The sequence below is a fragment of the Actinosynnema sp. NPDC002837 genome, from assembly GCF_040295345.1.
Lineage (GTDB): Bacteria > Actinomycetota > Actinomycetes > Mycobacteriales > Pseudonocardiaceae > Actinosynnema.
Window position 1 is genome coordinate 39445 of record NZ_JBEOVG010000043.1, and the last position, 23335, is coordinate 62779.

A 23335-nucleotide genomic window follows, 5' to 3' on the forward strand; every position below is an offset into this window, starting at 1 on the left:
CTCAGCCTTCCACGATCTCGCCGAACAGCTCTCGGAGCTGTCGGCCCGCGGGTGTGTACTCGACACCGCCCTCGTCCAGCGTCCGCAGCGCGTCGCGCAGGTCGTGCTGGACCGCCTCGTAGCGCTGGACGAGCTCCGGGCCGCCGCCGTCGGCCACCGCCGCGCCGAGGAACTGGGCGATCCGGGCGAACACGAACGTGCCGTGCAGGATCTGGTGCAGCGGCCGGGGGTCGAGGCGCCACGGTGACTTCACGAGCTTCGCCGGGTCGGCGTCGATGAGCGGGTCGTCCTCCATCAGCAGCGTCAACCGGTGGTGGCTGGCCTCGTGCAGCAGGTGTTCCGCGGTCAGGGCCGTGTCCGCGAACGGACCGAGGCGCTCGCTGATGAAGACGGTGCCGAAGAACCCGGTGTCGGTGAACGTCGACATCAGCCGGCTGCGGAACGGCGAGACGACCTTGATCAGCGCCTCGACCTCCGCGGCGAAACCGGGGCTGGTCGACCGGAGCAGGCCCAGCGCGCGGTCGAGCTGCTCGACCACCTGCCGGCTGACCGGCTCCAGCGGGGCGAGGTCCCGGCGGGGGTAGCCGGGCAGCGGGTTCCTGGCGTTCTGGCCCTCGAAGAACCGCCGGAACCACTCGTCGGACGCGTCCACCTCGATCGCGCCGCCCGCGATGGCCGGACGGGTGGCCAGCAGCGGGTGGTCGGTGGCGGCCGGCCCGAGCAGGTCGGCGACCGGGACCAGCCACAACCGGTCCGTCGTGTCGACCCGCAGCACGTCGCCGTCGTGGCGCAGCCGGGCGTGGCCGGGCCCGGCGCCGTCCAGGACGACGTGCCGGAGGTGACCGGGGAAGCGCAGCTCGCCGCGATCGGACAGGGGCAGGTCGAGCCGGAGGTCCGTCGCGGACCCGGAGGCGACCGCGCCGCGCAACGCGGGGATCAGCACGAACCGGCCGAAGTGCGGCAGCAGTCGCCGGATGCCGGCGTCGTCCCCGCCCGCGACGGCCGACTTCAGCTTGATCCACCACGAGCAGAACAGCGGGTGCTGGGCGATGTCACCGCGTTGCTCCGCCGGCAGGTGCTCGAAGCACTCCCAGACCTGGTCCACGCTGGCGGCCTGCGCCTCGTCCACCCGGTCGAGCAGTCGCGGCAGCACGCGGGAGATGCCCCGGGACACCCGGTCGCGGTAGGTCCTGAGCGGTTCGTCGGGGTAGCTGTCGGCCACCGCGAGGGGGGCCATCGTCTGGCTAGGCATCAGTGCTCCCAGTGGATCCGGTCTTGTCGAAGGCGTCGTGGGCGACCGCTTCGGTCGCGCGGCGGAACTCCTCGTAGGCGACCTGGCCGAACGGCGTGAGGCGGACCGAGTCCCGCAAGAGGTCCAGCGCCTCCCGCTGCATGTCGAGCACCTCGACCAGCCGGTGCAGCCAGCGGTCCTCGCAGAGCCGCCGGTGCGCCCGCAGGTGGAACTGCGCGATCCGCGCGAAGACGAAGGCACCGTGGTACAGCCCGTCGACCGGTCGCGGCACCTTCCGGTAGGGCGAGTGCAGTCGCTCCTCCGGCCCGTGCTCGTGCACCCGGTAGAGGTCGAAGACGGCGTTGAGCCGCAGGTGGCTCGTCTCGTGGACGAGGCGCTCGGTGGCGACCACCGGATCGGCGAGGTCCGCGCGGAGGAACAGCAGCCCGTCCAGCACGCTGTTGCTGAACGCGACCGTGTCGGCGCTGGTGAACGGCACGATCAGCCGGACCAACCGGGTGACCTCCTCGCCGAAGGCGGGCCACACGTCGTCGATCAGCGCCAGCGCGCGGGCCAGGTCGGGTCGCACCTCGTCGGGCGGCACCGGCGTGACATCACCCCGCCCGCCCTCGGCCCTGGTGTTCCCGTTGGCCGTCCGGACGTACTCGTGGATCCACGGGTGGTCGGCGCCGAGGAGAATCCCGCCGCGCAGCTCGACGGAGTCGGGCGACAGGTCGTCGCGCACCGGTTCGAGGAAGCGCCGGAGGTGGCCGACCCAGTCCGCCAGGGCGGTGAACTCACCGCGCCGGTAGTCCACGCACAGGCGGTGCCACCAGTAGCCGAACAGCGGGGCGGTGACCACCGCCCGCCGCTCCGCCTCCCCCAGCGACGCGAACTCCTCCAGCGCGGCGCGCAGCGCTCGCGCGGTGTCGACGGGAAGTCGGCGCGCCAGCACGGGGAGCACTCTGTCCACGGCGGACGCGCGCTTGGCCGCGAACGCGACCACGTACGGGTCGTCGGCGGTCGCGCACGCCATCACGGAGGCCTGGGCAAGGGTCATCGGACGGTCTCCTTCTCGCGGTCGGCGGGTGCGGGCAGGGCGGGGAGGGCGGCCGACCGCGACAGCGCCCACCCGCGCAGGCCGGCGTCGCCGATCGACGCCGCGCACCGCGCGACACCGTCGAGCGCCGTCAGCGATCCGGGATCCAGCTCGCACGCCACGAGGTACGCCTCGATCGCCGCACGCGGGTCGTCGAGCAGCTCGCGGCACCGCGCCACGAGCGCCCACGACACCGCCGCGAACGGGGGTCCGAGCGCGGCGGAGCGGGCGAACGAGCGCAGCGCCGCCTCGACGTCCTGCCGGGCCAGCAACAGGTACCCGAGGTCGCGGTGCGCCCGGCCGTCGTCGGCGTCCAGGTCGACGAGCTCCCTGGTGCGGTCGAGGGCCAGGTCCGCCTCCCCCCGCCACTGCGCCTCCCGGGCGCGGGTCTCGAGCACGGCGCGCAGGTTCTCGGCCTTGGCCAGGGCCCGCTCGGCGGTGTCCGCCGGCGCGGACCGCGCGAGTGCCTCGCACTCGTCCAGCAGCCGCGTGGTGCGGGCCTTGTCGCCGTCGAAGAACGGGGCGAAGCTGCACGCCCGGAGCACCGCGCTGTGCAGCAGCGCGTCGTCCTCGCCGCCGTCGAGCGCTTGGGGAAGCAGGTCCATCGACCGCGTGGCCCACGCGTCGACCTGCGCGCTGTCCCGGCTGACCCGGGCGTGGTGGACGGCGAGCGCCAGCGCCGCCAGCAACCGGGACCGGGCCGTCGACGCGTGCTCGACCAGCGACTCGTACGTCGGCACCGCCTCACCCGCGGCGAGCGTCCGCTTGTACCGGGCGTTGGCGCGCAGCATGAGCAGGCTCGCGCCGGCGTCCCCGATCGCGGTGGGTGGCTCATCCGGGCCGGTCAGCCCCAGGAAGGTCGCGTAGAAGCCGAGGCGGACGAGCACGATGCCGGCGCGTGCCCTGGTGTCGTCGTCGAGGTCGGGCCAGTGCTCGACGTGCTCGCACAGGTCCTGCCACCGCCAGCCGCGCAGTTCCGGTGGCAGGTCGGCGGGGTGATCGGCGTGGAAGTCGGGCAGCCGCGCCTCGCGCAGGATGTGCCGGCGGGTGTGCGCGACGGGGTTGCTCTGGAACACCGCCCGCACCTGGTGGCCGCTCGACAACGCATCGGCGTAGTGCAGCAGCACGCGGGAGTGGATGGCGCCCCCGGCGCCGCGCAGGTCGACGTACGGGCGGACGGCGCGCAGGTCGCTCCGGGTCCCGGGCGCGGTGGTGATCCCCCGCGTCGGCATCCGCCGGAACGGGTTCGAGGAGACGCTCATCCGACAGTCCTTTCCGGACGGACGCGCAACCGGGCGCGCAGGTCGGCCAGCCACCGCACGCACCAGTCGGCCAGGTCGGCGCGACCGGTCCGCTCGGCGAGCCGGTGCACCGCCGCGACGGCCGTGTACGCGGTGGGGTCGGCGTGCGCGGCGGCCAGGAAGGAGTCGAGCGCGCCTTCCTCGTCGCCCGCGTGCTCCAGGTGCCGGCCGAGCGCCACCCGCGCGCGGGCGGCGTGCGGAGCTCCCAGCATCGCCGCGCGCCGGTACGCCTCCACCGCCGCCGCGGTGTCCCCGGCCCGCATCGCCACGTCGCCCAGCCCTAGAAGGACCTTGCCGTCGTACGGGTCGAGCGCCGCCAACTCGTGCGCGTACCGGAGCGCCGCGTCGAGGTCGTTCGCGGCCGCGGCGGCACGCGTCCGGGTCTCCAGCAGGGGGTGCAGGTTCTGGCGGCGCACGAGCGCCTGCTGCTCCGTGCCGTCCGGGAGGTCGCGCGCGTGCTCCTCGGCACGGTCGAGCTCCGCGCGGGTGCGCTCGTGGTCACCAAGCAGGAACGGCAGGTAGCTCACCGCTCGCCAGTAGGCGCTCGTGAACAGCGCGTCCCGCCAGGACCCTCCCGGCGCGAGCCCGGCGAGGTGGGCGCCGGCCACTTCGCGCCAGTGCGCCGTCGCGGCGACGTCCGGTGCGCGTCCCTTCGCGTTGAGCACCACCAGGGTCAGCGCGGCGGACAGGGCGGTCGCGGCGGGCAGGCGCCGGCTCGTCGCCACCGCGGTGAGGACCTCGCGGTCCTCCGCACGGGCCGCCTCCGACCCGCTCGCCCGGACGAGCGCGTGCGTCCGCTTCATCGCCAGGCCCGCCGAGAGCTGGTCGCGACCGGCGTCCTCGGGCGTCGACGCCGGGAGGACGCCGAGGGCGCACGCGTCCAGGCCGAGGGCGCACAGCAGGGTGCCGAGGCGCAGGCGCGTCTCCAGGTCCAGGTCGAGCGGGTGCTCCGTGAGCCGGACCAGCGCGCGCCACCGCTCGGTCACCAGCTCGTCCGGCAGCGCGGCCGGGTCCGCCGACGCCAGCTCCGGCCACCGCAGGCACTGGGCGACCGCCTCGCGCAACCCGCGAGGCGTGTGGCACTGGAACGGCGTCGCCGGGCGCGAGGTGTCGAGCTCGGCGTAGGCGGCCGTGACGGTCGCGGTGTGCAGGGAGCACACCGGGGGTTCGTGCAGCCCGAAGTACGGACCGAGCAACCACAGGTCCACCCGCTCGTCCGGCCGCCACCGGCGTGGCCGTTCGGCGTCGGGGCGCAGGCCCGTGCTGTGGTAGGGAGGTCGCGTCGTGCTCATCACGAGGCTCCGCGGACCGCGGACCGGGTGGCCAGGAAGACGCCACCGAGGACGAACAGCGCGCCGGTGCAGACCATGGCCCCGGCCGGCGACCAGGCCGTGGCGACCAGACCGAGCACGAGCGGCGCCAGCGGCATGGCCGCGCCGCTCAACGACATCACGGCCGCGAAGACCCGGCCGCGCAGCTCGTCCGGGACGACCGACTGGACGAACGAGGTCACCGCGACGGTCGCCATGCCCGCGGGCAGGCCGACGAAGAGCAGCGCGAGGGGTACCACCCAACCGCTGTCGAACGCGGTCATCACCAGCAACGCCGTCCCCTGGACGATCCAGTTGCCCACGAACACGATGCCCCGGCGACGGAGCAGCGAGGTGTGCGCGACGGTGAACAGGCCGATCACCCGGCCGACGCCGATGGCCGCGACGGCCAGGCCGAAGTAGGTGGCGCCGCTCTCCTCGAGCGTGAGCAGGTAGCCGGGCAGCAGGAACACGATGCTGTACTGGGCCCCGTCCAGCACCGGGTAGACCAGGAACTGGGGCCGGAGGACCTTGTCGGCGAGGATGAACCGCAAGCCCGCCTTGGCGTTGGCGAGCACCCCGCTGACCGACCGCTTGGGGCGATCCGCGGCAGCACGCGGCGGCACGACCGGCAGAGACTTCCTGACCAGCAGGATCAGCACCATCGAGACGCCGAACGTGACCGCGTCCAGCGCGAGGAGGACCTCGATCTCCACCACGTTCAGCAGCAGACCGGTCAGGGACGGGCCCAGGATGGCCATGGTGGTGGCGCCGCCGATGAGCAGCGCGTCCATCCTGGCGATGCGTTCGAGCTTCCCGCCCGCGATGACCGGGATCAGCGTCTGCACGGCCGGCATGAAGACCGTCCCCGGCGCGGCGAGCAGCAACGTGCCCACCAGCAGCACGGACAGGGGCGCCAGCTGCGTCGCGACCAGCACCGCCATCGCCGCGACGACGACCATGCGCACGAAATCGGCCCCGACCAGCAACCAGAACCTGCTGTACCGGTCGACGAGCACACCCGCGACCAGGCCGAAGCAGGCGATGGGAATGGCCATCACGATGCCGATGAGGGCGCCGTCGAAGAACTCCCCGCGTTGGGTCGCGTACCAGGGCACCCCCACTTTGAAGAGCTGGTCGCCGAACGCGGACTGGACCAGCGCGACCAGCAGCAGGAGAAAAGGCGTGTTGCGCAGGACGTTGGCGGCGACCGCGGGCTCCGGCGCCGTGGCGGAGTCCGCGGGCGCCCCTCCGACGGGCGTGCGGTTGCTCGTCAAAACGGCACTCCTTGTCGACGAGGCGCAGCACGGTTCCGGTGGGGCCGCGCACGGCCCCACCGAAACCCTGCGGCTACACCATCTGGTAGTTGTACTCAGCCGACAGCAGCGTCCCGAATTCCTCGAGCAGCTGCTCCTCGTGCGACTCCAACGCGAACGGCGTGCTCGGCTCGTTCGCCGTCGCGGTCGCGGACTTCACCGCGGTGACTTCGTCGTTGTTCATCGATCCTCCATTCCGGCGTGGTCGTGCGTTCCATTCCCCGGCGCCGTCGGCTGGCTCACGACGCCGGCGTTCGTGGTGCGCCTCTCGCGGGCGCGGCGGACCGGAACCCGGCTCGGACCGGAATCCGGCTCAGGAGGCGCTTTCCTCCAGGGCGAGGCGGACCTTCAAGTCCGCCAACCCGATGTGCGGGTCGGCCTCCTCGACCTGCCGGAAGCGCGCGTCGCCCTCACCGGGCACGACCTCGGGCAGGATCTGCGGGTGCAGGGGGCCGCCGAACCGGTCACCCGGCCGCAGCCCGTGCTCCCAGAAGGTCGGGAGGGACCCGGTCGTCGGCGCGTACCGGACGTCGTCGCCCAGCCAGCGCGTGGCGAGGGCGCGACGCGCGCCGCCCGTGCCGCTCGTCCCCGTGGAGTAGTGCAGGATCCCCAGGTGGAAGATCAGGGCGTCACCGGGCTCGACGTCCCAGCCCACGATCGGGAGCCGGTCCCGGTTCGGCTCGATCTCCACCAGCCCGCGGAGCCCGCCCGGCAGCGGCGCGTGCGTCATCTCCTCCTCGACGCGCCGGTGCACGCCGCGGAACGCGGCCCGGGTCACCGCCGGCACGGTCAACGGCTCTTCGAGCCCGTCCAACGTCATCGGCTCGGTCGGCTTCCACCCCAGCTTGGCCAGCGCCTCGGCGACGCGGGCGTCGTCGAGCTCGCCGGACGCGCGCGCCGACCGCGCCGTCGGCCACCGGTGCGACCCCCGGATGAACTGGATGGCGCTGTTCTCCGTGGTGGCGTGGTCGCAGGCCAGCCAGATGTTGACCAGCTTCTCGCCGGCCACCGGCCACGCGATGGAATCGGTGTGCCAGCTCGTCGGGATGTCACACCCCGGGTCCTTCTTGAACATCTGGTCGACGAGGAAGTTGATCCGGCTCGACCGCGCCGCCTGCGCGGCGATGCGCGCCGCCGGTGAGTAGTAGGCGAAATCGCGGAACGCCTCGCTGTACTTCCACATGAACAGGTCCGTGTACAAACCCTTGCCGCGGGAGAGCAGCTCGCCGTACGGCGTGGGGTGCTCGATCATCCGGTCGATCGCGTCGCCGACGTGCGCGACCCACGAGTCCTGGAAGAGCCCTTTCGCGAGGATGACGCCGTCCCGCTCGAAAGTGGCGATCTCGTCTTCCGTGAGATCGCGCAGCGGCGCTTCCGCGGTCAGACCACGCGGGAGTCCCGACGGCTGCCTCACTGGTGCTGTCGTCATGTAACAACCCTTCCGGCAGGCAATTTCCGGTCCGTCCGCGCTTGACCGCGGGCGATCGACGCGTTTCCGGTGACCGACGACCGCCACGGTGTGGTTGGAGGTGTCCGACTTCATCGCTGCGACGAAGGACCAGAGGTGCGTTGCGTTATTCCGGCGAACATTCACATGGTGCGTGCGACTGATCGTCACGCTAAAGGCCCGCCACTGGTCGGATTGTCAGGCGAACGCCCGACAAACCTCCCTCGCCGGCCGACGGATCCGTTGGGACGGCGTCGATCCCGGCCACCGGCCACCCACACGTTCGGCGTGCGCGTGGCACACGCCCGCGCCCACGTGGCACACCGACGTGGCGGCACGTGTCAGGTGTTCGCCTGACAGCGGGTCGGCGCCGACGTTCGTAGTCTGCGAACCGAGGTCGAGCGTCTCGCCTTGACCGGCGGGCACGGACTGGTAGGGAGGATTCGGATGAAGGTGCGGAACCGAACAGTGGTGGTTGCGGTCATGGCTGCGGCGATGGCGTTCGGCGCGGCGTCGCCGGCGCTCGCGCTGGGCTACGACAGCGAGGTGTCGGGCGGTGGCACGGACGTCGTGACCGAGGTGTCGCAGGCGGGTGTCGACTGGGCGGGGGAAGCCGAAATGGGGACTCAGGGCCGGAAGTGGGGCTTCCCGTGGTGGTGACGGTCGCGACGTCCTGAGCCCTTGGACGGCGGCCGGCGGTGGCGCCTCACTCGGTCGCCCTGGCGCTGCGGGCGAGGGCGTTCTCGCGCAGGCGGTCGAGGATGTCCGCCTCCGCGGACCGGTTGCCGATCCGCCGCACGAGGTCCAGGGCTTCGCCGTAGTACCGGTCGGCCTGCTCGTGCCGCCCCGCTCGCGCGTGCAGGGTGCCGATCTCCCGCAGCGTCTCGCTCTGCCAGCGCCGGTCGCCGTTCTGCTGGAAGAAGGTCAGCGCCTGGTCGAGGTACGCCGTCGCCCGTCGCTCGTCCCCGAGCCGCGTGTGGACGCTGCCGAGGTTGGCCAGGGCGACCGCTTCGCCCTCGCGGTTGCCGATCTCCCGGTACAGCTCCAACGCGTGTTCGAGGTAGGTCTTCGCCACGTCGGGAAAGCCCGTGCCCGCGTACATGTCACCGATGTTCAGCCGGGCACGGGCCTCGATGTTCCGGTTGCCGACGGCGTGGGCGAGCCGCAGCGCCTGGTGGAGGTAGCGGCTCGACGCCTCGTCGTCGCCCCGCAGTGATTCGCCGTTGCCCAGGGTCATCAGCACTTGCATCTCGCCCGTGGGGTCGTCGGTGCCCGCGCAGATGGCCAGCGCGCGCTCGCAGTGCTCGATCGCCTCGTCGTGCCGCCCCAGCTGGAACACGGTGGTCGCCAGGTCGTTGAGCACGGTCACGGTGAGCAGCGGGTTCTCGACGTGGTCGAACAGGGCCAGGGCACGTTCGAACAGCTGCGCCGCGCGTGAGAGGTCGCCCAGGTACCACTGGGTGCGGCCGAGGTTGCGGGTGGCGCCCGCCTCGGCGAGAGGGTCGGCCGCGGCACGTGCGGAGGCGACGGCGTGGGTGTGCAGTGCCTCGGCTTCCCGGTGCCGCGCTTGTTGTTCGAGGTGGCGCCAGAGGATCAGGGACAGGTCGCAGGTGTGGGCGGGCCGGTCGTCCTGGGCGGCGACGGACAGCAGGTTCGGGGTCTCCCGGTCGAGCCAACGGCGGGCCGCCGCGACGTCGTGCCCGAACGGCAACGGAGCGGCGCCGGGGTCCTCGGTGCGCGGCCTGCGGTCCCGGTCGTGCGGGTCGAGCAGGTTCACCGCCTCCGCGGCGGTGTGGCGGAAGTGGTCGAAGAGCCGGGTGAGCGCCTCGTGCCGGGCCGCCGCCGGCTCTTCGTCCTCCGCGCACGCGCGGGCGTGTGCGCGGAGGAGGTCGTGGAACGTGTAGCGACCGGGGCTGGACTGCTGGAGCAGGTACTCGTCGGCGAGCTGCTCCAGCACGGCGTCGGCCACGTCGACGTCGAGGCCCGCCAGCGCGGCGACCGCGTACGAGTCGATGTCCGCACCGGGGTGCAGCCCGAGCAGCCGGAACACCCGTCGGTGGTCCGGGGCCAGCGCCCGGTACGACAGCGCGAACGCGGTCGTCACCCCGTGGTCGGCGGCCGCGGCGAGCGCGGTGAGCCTGCGCTTCTCGCCGGCCATCCGCTCGGTCAGGGACCGGATGGTCCACCGCGGGCGACGTTGCAGGTGGGCCGAGACGATGCGGATCGCGAGCGGCAGGCGCCCGCACAGCCCGACCAGCTCCGCGACGGCCTCCGGTTCGTCGTCGACCCGCGCCGCGCCCAGGATGGCGACGACCAGGGCCACCGCCTCCTCCTCCGGCAGCACGTCCAGCTCGACGGGGATGCTGCCGTCGAGGTTGGTCAACCGGCGGCGGCTCGTGACGAGCACCAGGCAACCGGGGCTGCCGGGGATCAGCGGCGCGACCTGCTTGGCGTCGGCCGCGTTGTCGAGGACCAGGAGCAGCCGCCGGTCCGCGACCTCGGTGCGCCACATCGCGACCCGCTCGTCGACGGAGGACGGTATCCGGTCGCGGGGCACGCCCAGCGTGCTCAGCAGCACCGCCAGGGCGTCCTCGGGGCTGGTCGGGACCCGGTCGGGGGTGAAGCCGTTCAGGTCGACGAAGAGCTGGCCGTCGGGGAACCGGTCGGCGAGCGCGTGCGCGGCGTGCACGGCCAGCGCGGTCTTCCCCACGCCGGCCATGCCCTCGACGGTCGAGATCACCACCGTCCGCGCCGCCGCGCCCAGGCCGAGCAGCCGTTGCAGCTCGGCGGGTCGGCCGGTGAAGTCCGGCACGTCGTACGGCAGCGTCCTGGGCACGGCGCGGCCACGCGGCGGCACGTCGGCGGCCCGGAGCCCCGGGCGCGGCGGGACCGGCTCCGGGTCGTCCCGCAGGATGGCGGCCTCCAGCTCCCGCAGCTCGGCGGGCGGGTCGAGGCCGAGCTCGTCGGCGAGGTGCCGCTTGGCCCGTTGGTAGGCGGTCAGCGCGTCGGCGGAACGGCCCGCGCCGTGCAGGGCGCGCATCAGCTGGCCGACGACCCGCATCCGCCCGGGGTGCTCGGCGACGAGCTCGGTGAGCTCGCCGACCAGCTCGCCGTGTCGGCCCAGGGCCAGGTCGAGCTCCAGGCGTTCCTCCAGCGCGAGGAGCCGTCGCTCGTCCAGCCCGGTCGCCAGGTCGCGCACCAGCCCGGCGCGCAGGCCGGCCAGCACGGGCCCGCGCCACAGGTCCAGTGCCGTGCGCAGCACCGCGCTCGCCTGCTCGAGGTTGCCCCGTTCGGCCCCGGACCTGGCCGCGCGCACGCCTGCCTCGAACCGGTCCGCGTCCACGACGTGCCCGTCGGTGTCCAGCCGGTAGCCGGCGTCCTCGGTGACCACGACCCGGCCCGGCGCGTCGCCGAGCGCCTTGCGCAGCGCCCACACGCTGTTGCGGACCTGGTCCCGGGCCGACGACGGCGGATCGGTGTCCCACACCGCGTCCACCAGCCGTTCCAGCGGGACCACCCGGCCGCGGTGCAGCAGCAGGACACCCAGCAGCGTCCGCTGCCGCAGACCGCCCACTCGCACCGTCGTCCCGCCGTCGACGACCTCGAGCGGTCCGAGTAGACGAAACTCCATCGCGCCCCCCCAAGCCGCCGACCACAGGATAGTGGTCGTTCATGATCAACCGATATCGATCGGAGAGGTCGACCCGACAAGCTCACCGTCAGGGCGGGGTGACGGCGAGGGGGAGCGGTGACGACGGCGGTAATCGTCGACGACCACGCGGCGATCGTCGCGGGTGTCGGGCAGTGGTGTGCGCAGGCGGATCCACCGATCGAGCTGCTCGACACGGGCGGCAGCCTCGCCGGGGCGTGGACCGGGCCGGGCGCGGCGGCCGACGTGGTGATCCTCGACGTCGAGGCGCCCGGCAGCCAGGGGGCCACCGCGCTGCGGCGGCTCGTCGAGGTCGGCCGGCGGGTGGTCGTGTACGCGCAGCACGTGGACCGCGGAGCCGCCGAGCGGTGCCTGGCCCTCGGTGTGCACGCGTACGTGCCCAAGTGCGAGGGCGCGGACCGCCTCGTGCCCGCGATCCGGGCCGCCGCAGCGGGCCGGACCTACCTGAGCCCGGCGACGAGCGGCGCGGCGCCGGCCGACTCCGCCACGCGGCCGAAGCTCACACCCCGTGAGCTGGAGGTGCTGCGCGCCTGGTTCGCCTCGCCGTCCAAGCAGCTGGTGGCGGCCCGGCTCTACCTCAGCGTGAAGACCGTGGACACCTACATCCAGCGGGTGCGGACGAAGTACGCGAACGCGGGCCGCCACGCGCGCACCAAGAGCGACCTGGTGACCAGGGTGCTCGACGACGGCTTGATCTCCATCGACGAGCTCACCGCTTGAGGCACGCACCGCTGCGCCGGGAGACGTCGAGGCGCAGGTCGGCGGAGTGCACCTCACTGTCCGAAGTGGACAGTGGTCACCGCCGGCCGGCGCCGCGCGGGTGGACCGGGCCGGATTTCACCTGGCCCTGCCGGTGCCCGCAGCGGGTAGGGTTCATCGCATTCCACGGATCAGGCCATCGCGCCGGTAGTCGGAAGGCGGTCGCACGTGACGCTCCGGAGCGCCCAGTGGTACGCGGGAGATCATCGCAACGCCTACATCCACCGCGCCTGGATGCGCCGCGGCGTGCCGGACGACGCGTTCGACCGCCCGCAGATCGCCATCGCCAACACCGCCTCGGACCTGACGCCGTGCAACGCGCACCTGACGGAGGTCGCGGCGTCGGTGCGCAACGGCATCTACGAGGCCGGTGGCATCCCGCTGGAGCTGCCCGTGGTGTCGCTGGGCGAGACGCAGGTCCGCCCCACCGCGATGCTGTGGCGCAACATGGCCGCGATGGCCACCGAGGAGATGCTCCGGGCCAACCCGATCGACGGCGTGGTGCTGCTCGGCGGTTGCGACAAGACCATCCCGTCGCTGCTCATGGCCGCCGCCTCGGTCGACCTGCCCGCCGTGGTCGTGCCCGGCGGGCCGATGCTGACCGGCACGTTCCGCGGCGTCCCGCTGGGGTGCGGCACCGACGTGTGGCGGCTGTCGGAGGAGGTCCGCGCGGGCTCGCTGTCCAACGAGCAGTTCATCCGGTCGGAGTCGGCGATGATCCGCAGCCGGGGCCACTGCAACACCATGGGCACCGCCTCCACCATGGCGCTGGTCGCCGAAGCCCTGGGCGCCGTGATCCCCGGCGTGGCGGGCACCCCGGCCCCGGACAGCCGACTGCTGGAAGCCGCCCACGCCACCGGCCGGCTGGCCGTGGAGCTGGTCACCGCCGACCGGCGGCCCGGTGCCCTGCTCACCAAGGCGTCCTTCCACAACGCCATCGTCGCCCTGGCCGCGATCGGCGGCTCGACCAACGCCGTGGTCCACCTGCTGGCCATCGCCGGCCGCCTCGGGATCGACCTGGCGCTGGACGACTTCGACCGGATCGGCTCCGACGTGCCGGTGCTGGTCGACCTGCTGCCCGCCGGTCGGTTCCTGATGGACGACTTCCACCGCGCCGGCGGCCTGCTCGCCGTGCTGCGCGAGGTCCGCGACCTGCTCGACCCCGACGCGCTCACGGTCACCGGCCGACCGCTGGTGGACTACCTGGACGACGCGCCGATCTGGGACCCCGAGGTCATCCGCACCCGGGCGACGCCGCTGGTCGAGCACGGCGGCATCGCCGTGATGCGCGGCAACCTCGCCCCGCGCGGCGCGCTCGTCAAGCCCGCCGCCGCCTCGCCCCACCTGCTCCGGCACCGGGGCCCGGCCGTCGTGTTCGACTCCGTCGAGGACTTCCACGCCCGCATCGACGACCCCGACCTCGACGTGACCGCCGACTCCGTGCTCGTGCTGCGCGGCTGCGGGCCCAAGGGCTACCCCGGCATGCCGGAGGTCTCCAACATGCCGCTGCCCAAGAAGCTGCTGGAGCAGGGCGTGCGCGACATGGTCCGCGTCTGCGACGGCCGCATGTCCGGCACCGCCTACGGCACCGTCGTCCTCCACGTCGCCCCCGAGGCCGCCGCGGGCGGACCGCTCGCCCTCGTGCGCACCGGCGACGTGATCAGCCTGGACGTCGAGGCCCGCCGCATCGACGTCGAGGTGTCCGACGACGAGCTCGCCGCCCGCACGCCGAACGCGGCGACCGTCGCCGGGTTCGCCAACCCCCGCCGCGGTTGGGAACGGCTCTACGTCGACCACGTCCTGCAAGCCGACACCGGCGCGGACCTCGACTTCCTCCTCGGCTCCAGCGGCTCGGAGGTCAGCCGCGAGTCGCACTGAGCACGATGTCGGCCGCCGTGATCGCCGGCCGACCGCGCCCGATCCCCCTGTCGCACCGGCGAGCGGGACGGGCGGCGGCCCGTTCGGTCAACTCGTCATCCTCGGCGGCGGTTTCGCGGTAGAACTACCGCACCGCCCGTCGCGCGTCCCGAGGAGACACCGTGCGCTTGCCGAACATCGCCGCAGCAGCGGCATTCGTGGTCCTCGCCGGGGTGGTGACGACACCGGCGGCGCAGGCCGCGGCCACGACGCTGTACGTGAACGACGTCGCGACGTGCAGCGACAGCGGTGACGGCAGCGCGGCCACGCCGTTCTGCACGGTGCAGGCGGCGGCCGACGTGGTCGAGCCCGGCCAGGTCGTCGACATCACCGGCACGCAGGACGAGAGCGTGACGATCACCCGGTCCGGGACCGCCGACGCGCCGATCGTGTTCCAGGGCGGGGCCGTGCGGCGTCCGGCGGGCGGCACCACGCCGACGATCACCGTGCGCGGCGCGCACGACGTGACGCTGCGCGGCATGACCATCCACGGCGCCACGGTCGTCGACGCCGTCCTGATCGACGGCGCTGCCCGAGTCACGCTCGACCGCGGCTCGCTGCGCCCGGACGCGAACCCCTACGGCGGCGCCCACGCGGTGCGCGTCACGGGCGGGTCCACCGCGGTCACGGTCAGCCGCACGAACTTCGGCACGCGCGGCCGGGCCGTGTACGCCGACGGCGGCGCCAGCCTCACGGTCACCGGCAACACGATCACCGAGCTCGGCAACTTCGGCGTGATCGCCGAGAACGTCGACGCCGTCGCCGTCACCGGCAACACCTTCCGCGACTCGTGCCACCGCGGGATCGTGATCACCGGCGCGACCACCGGCTCCTCGATCCAGAACAACATCATCTCGGAGGTGCTGTCCTCCTCGGTCAGCAGCTACTGCCCGCGGGGACCGGTGCACACGATCGAGGTCGACAGCGCGGCGGCGCCCGGGGTCACGCTCGACTACAACATCGCGTACCTGTGGGTCAACGTGTACCGGTGGGCAGGCGTCGTCCACCACGACCCCGCCGAGCTGCACGCCGCCACCGGGCAGGGCGCGCACGACCTGAAGACGGACCCGGACGAGGGCACGCCCGCCGTCGACTCCGGCAATGCGGACGCACCCGGCGTGGTCGACGCCGCCAACGGCCCCAGGGTGGACAACCCGCGGGTTCCCGACACGGGGACGGGTGCGGTCTCCTACCTCGACCGCGGCGCGCAGGAGCAGCAGGACCGGTTCGTCGACACGTCCATGAAGGTGTCCGCGTCGCAGGCGCCGGTCGGTGGTGTGGTCGACTTCAGCGGCACGGTCCGCTCCGAGTGGGGATCGCCCGTCACCTGCGCGGTCGACTTCGGGGACGGCACGACGACGTCCGTGTCGCCGTGCTCGGCGTCGCACGCCTACAACGCGACCGGCACCTACACCATCCGCGTGACCGCCTCCAGCGAGTCCCGCCTGACCACGAGTCGGTCCTGGTCGCTCAAGGTCGTGCCGGCCGGCGGCACGTTGACCCCCCGCCTGACCGCGAGCAGCTCGGGCGTCCTGACCGGGCACTTCACCGTGCACCCGGGCGACAACCCGTGGAACATCGCCAGTACCGAGTTCGACTTCGGTGACGGCGACACCGCAACCGTCGGCGGCACGGGCAGCCACCGGTACGACCTCCCCGGCACGTACCAGGTCCGGGCCACCGTCACCGACGCCGCCGGCAACACCGCGACGACGTCGACCACGTTCACCACGCTCGGCTCGGGTTACGTCAAGCACGGACCGACCCGGTTCCTGGACACCAGGAGCGGGGTCGGCGCCCCGGCCCAGAAGGTCGCGCCGTACGGCACCGTGCGGCTCGCGATCGGCGGCCGCCACGGGATCCCGGCGGACGTGACGGCGGTGACGGTGAACCTCACCGTCACCAGCGCGACGGCCGACGGGCACCTCACCGCCCACCCGGCCGGGCAGGCCAGGCCCACCGCGTCCGTGGTGGACTTCCGGGCCGGCGTGACCGTGCCCGGGCTGACGACCGTCGCGGTCGGCGGCGGCCACGTCGACCTGTACAACGGCAGCCCGGGCTCCGTCGACCTGATCGCCGACGTCGCCGGCTACTTCACCAAGGGCGCGACGGCCGAGGGCTTCACCACCGTCTACCCGTCCCGGCTGCTCGACACCCGCACCGGCATCGGGATGACGTCGCCCCGGCCGATCGCCGCCGGCGAGTCGTTCAGCCACCGGATCGCCCACGTGTACGGCACGGTGCCCGACTACGCGACCGCGGCCCTGCTCAACATCACGGTGGTCAACCCGCGCGCGTCGGGCCACCTGACGGCCTTCCCCACCGGCACGGCCAACCCGCAGACCTCCAACCTCAACTACGCGGCCGGCCAGACCGCCACGAACTCCGTGATCGTCCCCATCGGCGCCGACGGCCACGTCACGTTCCACCCGAACGCGACCACGGACCTCGTCGTCGACGTCGTCGGCTACTTCTCCTCGGGGGGCAGGAGCTTCCTGCTGCCCTTGTCACCGCGCCGCGCGGTCGACACCCGCACCGGCGTCGGCGGTCGCACCGGCGCGCTGCCGGGACGATCGACCACCGAGTACACCTTCGACCACAACGCTCCGTCGTTCAACTTCGTCCCCAGCGCGGTGATGTTCAACGCGAAGGTCGTCAACCCGCAGCGCGGTGGCTACCTCACCGCCTACTTCCCGGGTGCGATCCCCACTCCCCCGGACGCCGCCACCCTGAACTTCACCTCGGGCGCCGTGACCAACAACCTCGCGGTCACCGAGCACTCGAGGACGGCGTTCCACAACGGGAGCGACGGCACGGTCGACCTCGTGGTCGACGTGACCGGCTACTTCTACGAGAACTGACGCCCCGCACGACCCGGGCCAACCGGCCGTGACGACCACCGCGCCGCCCTCGACTCCACCGGGGCGGCACGGTGGTCGTCGGCGAAATGCCGAAAGACCCGCTCCCCGGCCGGGCAATCGATTCCCGGACGACCGTGGTCGACCCCGAGTTTTGCGGACAAGCCCGATAGCCGCCGCACCCGGAAACGGCGAGACCTCGAACCCCGATTTTGGCGGGTAACAAATCCGGGGTAGTGGCCGACTCAGGGGATGGATGATCCAGGAGCCGTCATCACCGGAGGTCGGGACGGGTCGGGAAACCCGAGTGTTCATCGCACTGGTCGGCGCACGACGACATGTACCCGATCGGGATGGAGTGGTGTCGGCAAGGGGGTACGGTCATCGTGATGCGGAGACGAGCGGTGGCCCACGCGTGTTCGAGGGCCGGGTATCGCGATTCGACGGGTGAGCGGTCTTGCGGATTGGCGTCCGGTCACCTCCTGGGCACGAGGAGGAAGTGATCCATCGGTGACGAATCCTTTTGCCCGGGGTGAGCGCTCGATCGCGTCGCAGCGGATCCAGGGCAGCATCGTCTCGTCCGGTGACAATGCGCAGAACTACCACATCACGCTCCCGAACAACGTCCCGTCGCCCCGCGATATCGCGCCGAATCGGTTGTGGAACCTGCCGCGCCGCCCGTCGGACGTGTTCGTCGGACGCCGCCAGTCGCTCGGCGAGCTGGGCTTGGCGATGGCCTCGGGCAACGGGGTCATCGGGCAGAGCGTCGCCGGGATGGGCGGTGTCGGCAAGAGCGAACTGGCCCTGCAGTACGCGTTCCACCAGCGGGACCTGTACTCGTGCGTCTGGTGGATCACCGCGGACACGCCGGAGAACATCACGTCGGCGCTCGCCTCGATGGCGTCGAGGCTGGCCCCCGTGCTCGGCAGCACGCCGCTGGAGTTCAGGGCCGACTGGGCGCTGAACTGGTTGCAGGAGCACGACGACTGGCTGCTGATCCTCGACAACGTCGAGAACCCGGAGGACATCAACAAACTCCTCGTCGCCGCGGACCGGAGCCACGTCCTCGTCACCACCCGTCGAGATCTCGACTGGACGAAACGCGGGCTCCGCCCGGTGCGCCTGGGAGTGCTCAGCCGCACTTCCGCGATAACGCTGCTGTGCGAGCGGTCCCAACAGTCCGACGAACGCGCCGCGGCGTCGGTCGCCGAGGCGCTCGGGTTCCTGCCGCTGGCGTTGGAACAGGCCGGCGCCTACATCAGGTACCACCACGTCTCCATCGCCGACTACGCTTCCCTGCTCGCCGCGCAGCCGTACGAACTCCTGGCCGAGACCAGCCCGGAAATCAGCCAGGAACAAGCCGTCACCCGAACCTGGGACATCACGCTCGCCGCCCTGCGCGACGGGCCGGTCCCGAAAGCGGTCGACGTGCTGAACGTGCTCGCCTGGCTCGGGCCGGACGACATTCCGCGCAGCCTGGTCACGAACCTCCTGGCCGGTGACGAACTCGCGGCGAACCGGATCCTCGGGCACCTCGCGTCCTACAGCATGATCACCCTGACCGCCGACTCCATCAGCATCCACCGACTCGTCCAGACGATCCTGCGCGTGGGTCAGAAGGACGCGCCGCCCACGGATTCGGGACTCGCGCCCGCGGCGACCGAGGCGATCGACCTGCTGGAGCGGCAGATCCCGGAGGACCCGAGCACGAACGTGGACGGCTGGCGGCTGTGGTGGCGCCTCTTACCGCACGTGCACGCGCTGGCCGACGACATCGGCGGTGACAACCGGGACGCGCCTCTGCGCACGTTGTTCAACCAGGCGGGGCTGTTCGCCGCGGCGCAGGGGATGTACACGGCGACCGAGCGCTTCGCGACGCTGGCCATGCGCATCGGCGAGGCCACCCTCGCGCCGGACGACCCCGAGATGGCGACGTTGCTCGGCAACCTCGGCGCGGCCTACTGCTCGTTGGGCCGGGCCGAGGAGAGCATCGGCCTGGAGGAACGAGCCCTCGCCATCACGACCCAGCGCCTCGGGCCGAGCCACCTCGACGTCGCGACCAGGTTGAACAACCTGGCCACCAGCTACAGCCACCTCGGCCGCATCCCGGAAGCGGTGCCGCTGGCCGAACGCGCGCTGCGGATCGCCCAGGCGGGGCTCGGCCCGACCGACCCGTTCCTCGCCGGGTGCAAGGCGAGCCTCGCGGGCTTCTTCCGGGAACTCGGGCAGACCCGCGAGGCGGTGCCGCTGCTCGAAGAGGCGCTGGCCATCGAGGAGAGCGCGTACGGCTCCGACCACATCTTCGTGGCGTACCGGATGTGCGGCCTGTCGTCGAGCTACCGGGAGCTGGGTCGGACCAACGAGGCGCTGGCACTGGCCCAGCGCGCCCACGAGATCAGCAAGGAGCGGTTGCGGCCGGAGCACCCGGACCTCGCGTTCTTCCTCGCCGAGCTCGGTTCGGTGTACGGCGAGATGAACGAGTACGAGAAGGAGCTCGAACTCGAGGAACAGGCCCTGGAGATCACCCGGAAGTCGGTCGGGGAAGACCACCCCGACATGGCGTTCCGGCTCGGCGACATCGCCAACACCTACCGCCAGCTCGACCGCGCCGAAGAGGCCGCCCGGCTGGACCGGCAGGCACTGGACCTGCTGGAGGCCCGACGCGGACCCGACCACCCGGACGTCGCGACGCTGCTGGCCAACCTGGGGCACAGCTACCTGCAACTCGGGCTCGCGGCCGAGGCGGTGCCGCTGCTCAAGCGGGCGCTCGTCATCACCCAGACCCACTTCGGCCGCGACCACCGCGACGTCGCGCACCGGTTGCGCGGCCTGGCCTCCGGCTACCAGAAGCTCGGCCGGGCCGAGGAGGCCGTGCCGCTGCTCAACCGGGCGGCGCAGATCATGCGGCACACCTACGGGGAACGGCACCTCGGGCTGGCCCGGGTGCTGTCCGACCTGGCCGACGCGCACGCGGACCTGGCCAACCTGGACGACGCGGTCGGCACGCGGTGGCAGGCGCTGGAGATCACCCAGAACGTGCTGCACGCCTACCACCCCGACGTGGCCCTGCAACTGCGCGAGATCGCCACGACCTACAGCAGGACCGGTCGACCGGGCGACGCGGTGCCGCTGCTGCGGCGCGCGCTGGAGATCGTCGAGTTCGAGCACGGCCGGGACGCCCCGGAGACCCTGCCGTGGCTGGAGGCGGTCGCCGACGCCCACCAGGACGCCGAGCAGTTCGACCTGGCCGCGAGGTCGTACCGGCGGGCGGTGGGCATCAGCACCACCGAGCACGGTGAGGACATCGCCGCCGCCTACTACCTCACCGGCCTCGGCCACGCCTGCTACGAGCTCGGCCGCTACGAGGAGGCCGTGGCGGCGGAGACGCGTTCGCTGGAGATCACCAGGCGCCTGCTCACCGACCACCCGACCGCCGAGCTCGACCAGCGGATCCTGCTGCTCCGGCTGGACAACCTCGCGGCCACTTACCGGGCGCTCAGCCGGTACGACAACGCGCTGCCGTTGGCGCTGCACGCGTTGACCGTGGCCGAGGCGATGCACGGCAGCCGCAGCCCCGAACTGGTGTCACGCCTGGAGGAACTCGCGATCACCCAGCGCAACGTGGCGGACTACGCGGCGGCCGCGGTGACGGGACGCCGGGCGCTGGAGATCGCGGAGGCCGCGTTCGGCGAGGACCACCGTGACCTCGTGAGCCCGCTGCGCGAACTCGTCACCACCTACCGCGAGCTCGATGACTACCGCCGGGCCATCCCGCTGGTCCGGCGGGTCGTGCGCCTCGTCGAGGCGGAATCCGGGCCGGATTCGCTCGACGTCGCCCAGGAGCTCACCACGCTCGGCAACCTGCACTTCCTGGACGACGATCCGGGAGCGTCCATCCCGGTCGAGACCCGCGCGCTGGAGATCAGCGAGAGGGCGCTCGGCGCCGACCACGTGGACCTGCTCCTGCCGCTGTTCAACCTCGCCGCGAGTTGTCGGGCCCGCGGACGTGAGGCGGACGCGATCGCACTGGCCGAACGCGCGCTGACCATCGCGCAGAAGAACCTGGACCCGGACCACGTGACGATCCGCGACCTGCGCGACTTCCTCGGGCCGCCCGACCCGACCCCACCCCGGTGGGGCCCATGACCCACGACACGATCCCCCGTCCCGCGGCCCCGCCCGTGACGAGGACCGACTTACCCACCCTGCCCAGGAGGAGCCCGCATGACGGGTGAGCCAGTTGAGGAGCCCTCGGCCGCCGAGCCGTTCTCGGCCGTAGCGGGCCTCGGACCGCACGGCGAGACCGCCGCGGAGAGATTGCGGGAGGTCCACGCGGAGTTGCGCAAGCGCGGCGCGAGGGACGACGCCGAACGGCTCGTCGTGGCGAACCGGGCGGCGGCGCTGCGGGACTTCCCGGCGCTGGAACGACTGGTCGAGCGCGAGCACCGGCTCGACCAGCTCGAGGACCTCCAGCACCACGAGATCCGCCGGATCACGAGCCTGCGCAACGGCACGGCGCTGCTGCCGCTGGTGATCACCTGGCTCCTCCTCGGCTGGGCCAGCCTCCTCTACCAGCGGCAGCTCACCGCCGACCCGGACTTGGCGGCGCAACCGTTCCTGTCACTCTGGCAGACCCGGTTCGGCGGCGGGTTCATCCTCACGTTCACCGAGACGGCGCTCACCACCGTCGTCCTGATCCTGGCGATCCTGTGGTTGACGGTCCGGGCGCACCGGGCCGAGACCACGTCGAGCCGCGTGCTGGCCGACCTCGACGGCCGGCTGGACGACGCGATGGACGCGCTCGCCGCCGCCATCGCGGAGGACGTCGTGCAGCCGCCGGTGACCGCCCGGGAATGGGCGCAGACGGCGCAGGAGATCCTGGCGAAGACGCAGGACGCGCTGCGCACGACGCAGGAGACGATCACCACCGCGATCAGCGAGACCAAGGACCTCGCCGAGACGAACCGCAAGCTCTCCGCGGACGCGCGGGAGGAGATGGCGAGGCTCCAGCAGCAGGCGCAGGACCAGGTCGCCGGGCTCCAGCAGCGGGCGCAGGAGCAGATGGCCGGGCTCCAGCAGCAAGCCGAGACGCTGGTCGCCGGCCTGGCCAAGGAGGTCCGCGACACCCTGAGCGCGGTCCGGGAGGACAACACCCAGTTCATCGCCAGGACCACGCAGGAGGCGCTGCTCGTCCTGCGGCAGGCGGTGACGGACAACCGGCAGCTCGTCGAGCAGCAGATGACGCCGTTGTTCGACGGGTTCCGCGAGTCGTTGAAGGACTACCGGGCCGACCACCAGGTCTACCGGGCCGCCGCGACCGAGCTGGCCACCGAGGTGACCGGGCTGTCCGGGTCGGCCGCGGTGATCGCCTCCGCGTCCAGCTCGCACGCCGAGGCCGCGAAGGCGATCGACCAGCAGCTGGAGCACATCAAGCGATCGCAGACCGACCTGGTCGCCACGGTGGCGCAGCACTCGACCGACATCAAGAGCGCGGCCACCGCGCTGAGCGAGGTGGCCACCCTCCTGGCCGACCGGATGCGCGGCGACCTGGAAACGCTGACCGGCGACGTCGTCCTGGCGGGCAAGCGCATCGCCGACGTCGACGCCGGGCTGTCCGTCACCACGAGCGAGCTGGCGAAGACCATGAGCGCGCTGGCGACGACCACGAGCACGCTGGCGACGACCACGGGCGCCTTGCGGGGCGCGGCCACCCAGCTGGCGAACGCGGCGGCGGCGAGCCCCGCCCGGCGGGGCGCGTGGCGGCGGCTGTTGTTCCGGCGAGGCGGTGGCGCATGACCGATCCGAGGAACGAGGCGGTGAACCGGCGTGCGGACCTCGACCGGTAGGCGTCGCGCGGAACGCGATCCGGGCAACGCCGTCTTCGGCTCCATCGGCTGGCTCTTCGCCGACCTCATGCTCGCGCTCGCGCTCGCGTTCATCGTGGCCGTGACCGCCGCGCCGCCGCTGCCCCCGGGCGCCCAGGCCGAACCGACCACGACCACCACCACGCCACCGACCACGACGACCACCACCACGCCGAGCCGGCCCACCGGGCCCGCGCTCGAACTCGACCCGGTCAAGCTCGAACTGCCGATCGACGCGGCGGCGCTCCTGGGCGGCGACGCGGGGACGGCGCAGGGGTTGCGCGACCGCGTCCGGGCGGACCCGCGGCTCGCGGGACGCCGGGCCGGCCTGGTGATGACCTTCGGCGGCACCGGCGGGTCGAGCCAGGGCGCGAACGTCACGCGCGGCCTGGCGATCGCCGACCGGGTCAACGGCGTGCTCGGCGAGCTGGGCGCGCAGGGCTTCGTCTTCGACTCGACCGTGTACCGGTCGTTCATCAGCCTGGGCTCACCGGACGCGCTGAGCATGGACGTCTACCTGTTCAAGGTCTGACGGTGAGCACGTTCGCGGGAAAACACAACAC

General features: G+C 72.5%; 15 protein-coding genes. 7 read left to right on the plus strand and 8 right to left on the minus strand.

The window, feature by feature from the left end:
• Window position 1 precedes the first annotated feature (1 nt).
• From ABTZ99_RS26145 to ABTZ99_RS26175, 7 genes are all read right to left on the minus strand, one after another.
• The gene (locus tag ABTZ99_RS26145; RefSeq protein WP_499614797.1) at window positions 2–1252 is read right to left on the minus strand and encodes an aKG-HExxH-type peptide beta-hydroxylase; all 1251 of its coding nucleotides are present in this window, start codon (window positions 1250–1252) and stop codon (window positions 2–4) included.
• Complete coding sequence (locus ABTZ99_RS26150; RefSeq protein WP_499614799.1) at window positions 1245–2291, minus strand: aKG-HExxH-type peptide beta-hydroxylase; 1047 nt, start codon at window positions 2289–2291, stop codon at window positions 1245–1247. Before ABTZ99_RS26150 ends, ABTZ99_RS26145 begins: the two co-directional genes overlap by 8 nt.
• Entirely contained in the window at window positions 2288–3592 is a 1305-nt protein-coding gene (locus ABTZ99_RS26155; protein WP_499614801.1) for a hypothetical protein, read from the minus strand. The genes ABTZ99_RS26150 and ABTZ99_RS26155 overlap by 4 nt, the downstream gene beginning before the upstream one ends.
• Window positions 3589–4923: a tetratricopeptide repeat protein gene (locus tag ABTZ99_RS26160; protein ID WP_499614803.1), complete on the minus strand. Its 1335-nt coding sequence runs from the start codon at window positions 4921–4923 to the stop codon at window positions 3589–3591. Before ABTZ99_RS26160 ends, ABTZ99_RS26155 begins: the two co-directional genes overlap by 4 nt.
• Complete coding sequence (locus ABTZ99_RS26165) at window positions 4923–6218, minus strand: MFS transporter (protein ID WP_498776733.1); 1296 nt, start codon at window positions 6216–6218, stop codon at window positions 4923–4925. The genes ABTZ99_RS26160 and ABTZ99_RS26165 overlap by 1 nt, the downstream gene beginning before the upstream one ends.
• Window positions 6219–6291: 73 nt before the next feature.
• A complete protein-coding gene (locus ABTZ99_RS26170) occupies window positions 6292–6441 on the minus strand; it encodes a hypothetical protein (RefSeq protein WP_498776730.1) in 150 nt (49 codons plus the stop codon).
• 129 nt (window positions 6442–6570) lie between these two features.
• A complete protein-coding gene (locus ABTZ99_RS26175; protein ID WP_499614806.1) occupies window positions 6571–7686 on the minus strand; it encodes a phytanoyl-CoA dioxygenase family protein in 1116 nt (371 codons plus the stop codon).
• A gap of 501 nt (window positions 7687–8187) precedes the next feature.
• On the opposite strand from ABTZ99_RS26175, the gene ABTZ99_RS26180 reads away from it, so the two are divergent.
• Complete coding sequence (locus tag ABTZ99_RS26180; RefSeq protein WP_499614808.1) at window positions 8188–8364, plus strand: hypothetical protein; 177 nt, start codon at window positions 8188–8190, stop codon at window positions 8362–8364.
• Window positions 8365–8410: 46 nt separating this feature from the next.
• Here ABTZ99_RS26180 and ABTZ99_RS26185 read toward each other — a convergent pair whose 3' ends face one another.
• Window positions 8411–11335, minus strand: coding sequence for an AfsR/SARP family transcriptional regulator (locus ABTZ99_RS26185; protein WP_499614811.1), 2925 nt, complete (start codon window positions 11333–11335; stop codon window positions 8411–8413).
• Between the two features lie 117 nt (window positions 11336–11452).
• Between ABTZ99_RS26185 and ABTZ99_RS26190 the strand changes: the two genes are divergently transcribed.
• The 6 genes from ABTZ99_RS26190 to ABTZ99_RS26215 all read left to right on the plus strand — a co-directional run bounded on the left by ABTZ99_RS26190 (window position 11453) and on the right by ABTZ99_RS26215 (window position 23304).
• On the plus strand, window positions 11453–12094 hold the full coding sequence (locus ABTZ99_RS26190) for a response regulator (RefSeq protein WP_499614814.1): 642 nt from the start codon (window positions 11453–11455) through the stop codon (window positions 12092–12094).
• Window positions 12095–12301: 207 nt separating this feature from the next.
• Window positions 12302–14011, plus strand: coding sequence for an IlvD/Edd family dehydratase (locus tag ABTZ99_RS26195; RefSeq protein WP_499614817.1), 1710 nt, complete (start codon window positions 12302–12304; stop codon window positions 14009–14011).
• A gap of 161 nt (window positions 14012–14172) precedes the next feature.
• Window positions 14173–16911: a PKD domain-containing protein gene (locus tag ABTZ99_RS26200; protein WP_499614819.1), complete on the plus strand. Its 2739-nt coding sequence runs from the start codon at window positions 14173–14175 to the stop codon at window positions 16909–16911.
• 507 nt (window positions 16912–17418) lie between these two features.
• Window positions 17419–21054 carry a tetratricopeptide repeat protein gene (locus ABTZ99_RS26205; RefSeq protein WP_499614822.1) on the plus strand — a complete coding sequence of 1212 codons (3636 nt, stop codon included), beginning with the start codon at window positions 17419–17421 and terminating at the stop codon, window positions 21052–21054.
• Between the two features lie 78 nt (window positions 21055–21132).
• A complete protein-coding gene (locus ABTZ99_RS26210; RefSeq protein ID WP_498776714.1) occupies window positions 21133–22704 on the plus strand; it encodes an OmpH family outer membrane protein in 1572 nt (523 codons plus the stop codon).
• Between the two features lie 30 nt (window positions 22705–22734).
• The gene (locus tag ABTZ99_RS26215) at window positions 22735–23304 is read left to right on the plus strand and encodes a hypothetical protein (RefSeq protein WP_498776712.1); all 570 of its coding nucleotides are present in this window, start codon (window positions 22735–22737) and stop codon (window positions 23302–23304) included.
• The last annotated feature ends 31 nt before the right edge of the window (window positions 23305–23335 follow it).

Excerpts from the sequence above, each read along its gene's own strand:
- ABTZ99_RS26170 (WP_498776730.1), bottom strand. The coding sequence starts at position 6,441 with ATGAACAACGACGAAGTCACCGCGGTGAAGTCCGCGACCGCGACGGCG.
- ABTZ99_RS26175 (WP_499614806.1), bottom strand. The coding sequence starts at position 7,686 with ATGACGACAGCACCAGTGAGGCAGCCGTCGGGACTCCCGCGTGGTCTG.
- ABTZ99_RS26145 (WP_499614797.1), bottom strand. The coding sequence starts at position 1,252 with ATGCCTAGCCAGACGATGGCCCCCCTCGCGGTGGCCGACAGCTACCCC.
- ABTZ99_RS26150 (WP_499614799.1), bottom strand. The coding sequence starts at position 2,291 with ATGACCCTTGCCCAGGCCTCCGTGATGGCGTGCGCGACCGCCGACGAC.
- ABTZ99_RS26180 (WP_499614808.1), top strand. The coding sequence starts at position 8,188 with ATGGCTGCGGCGATGGCGTTCGGCGCGGCGTCGCCGGCGCTCGCGCTG.
- ABTZ99_RS26185 (WP_499614811.1), bottom strand. The coding sequence starts at position 11,335 with ATGGAGTTTCGTCTACTCGGACCGCTCGAGGTCGTCGACGGCGGGACG.
- ABTZ99_RS26160 (WP_499614803.1), bottom strand. The coding sequence starts at position 4,923 with ATGAGCACGACGCGACCTCCCTACCACAGCACGGGCCTGCGCCCCGAC.
- ABTZ99_RS26210 (WP_498776714.1), top strand. The coding sequence starts at position 21,133 with ATGACGGGTGAGCCAGTTGAGGAGCCCTCGGCCGCCGAGCCGTTCTCG.
- ABTZ99_RS26155 (WP_499614801.1), bottom strand. The coding sequence starts at position 3,592 with ATGAGCGTCTCCTCGAACCCGTTCCGGCGGATGCCGACGCGGGGGATC.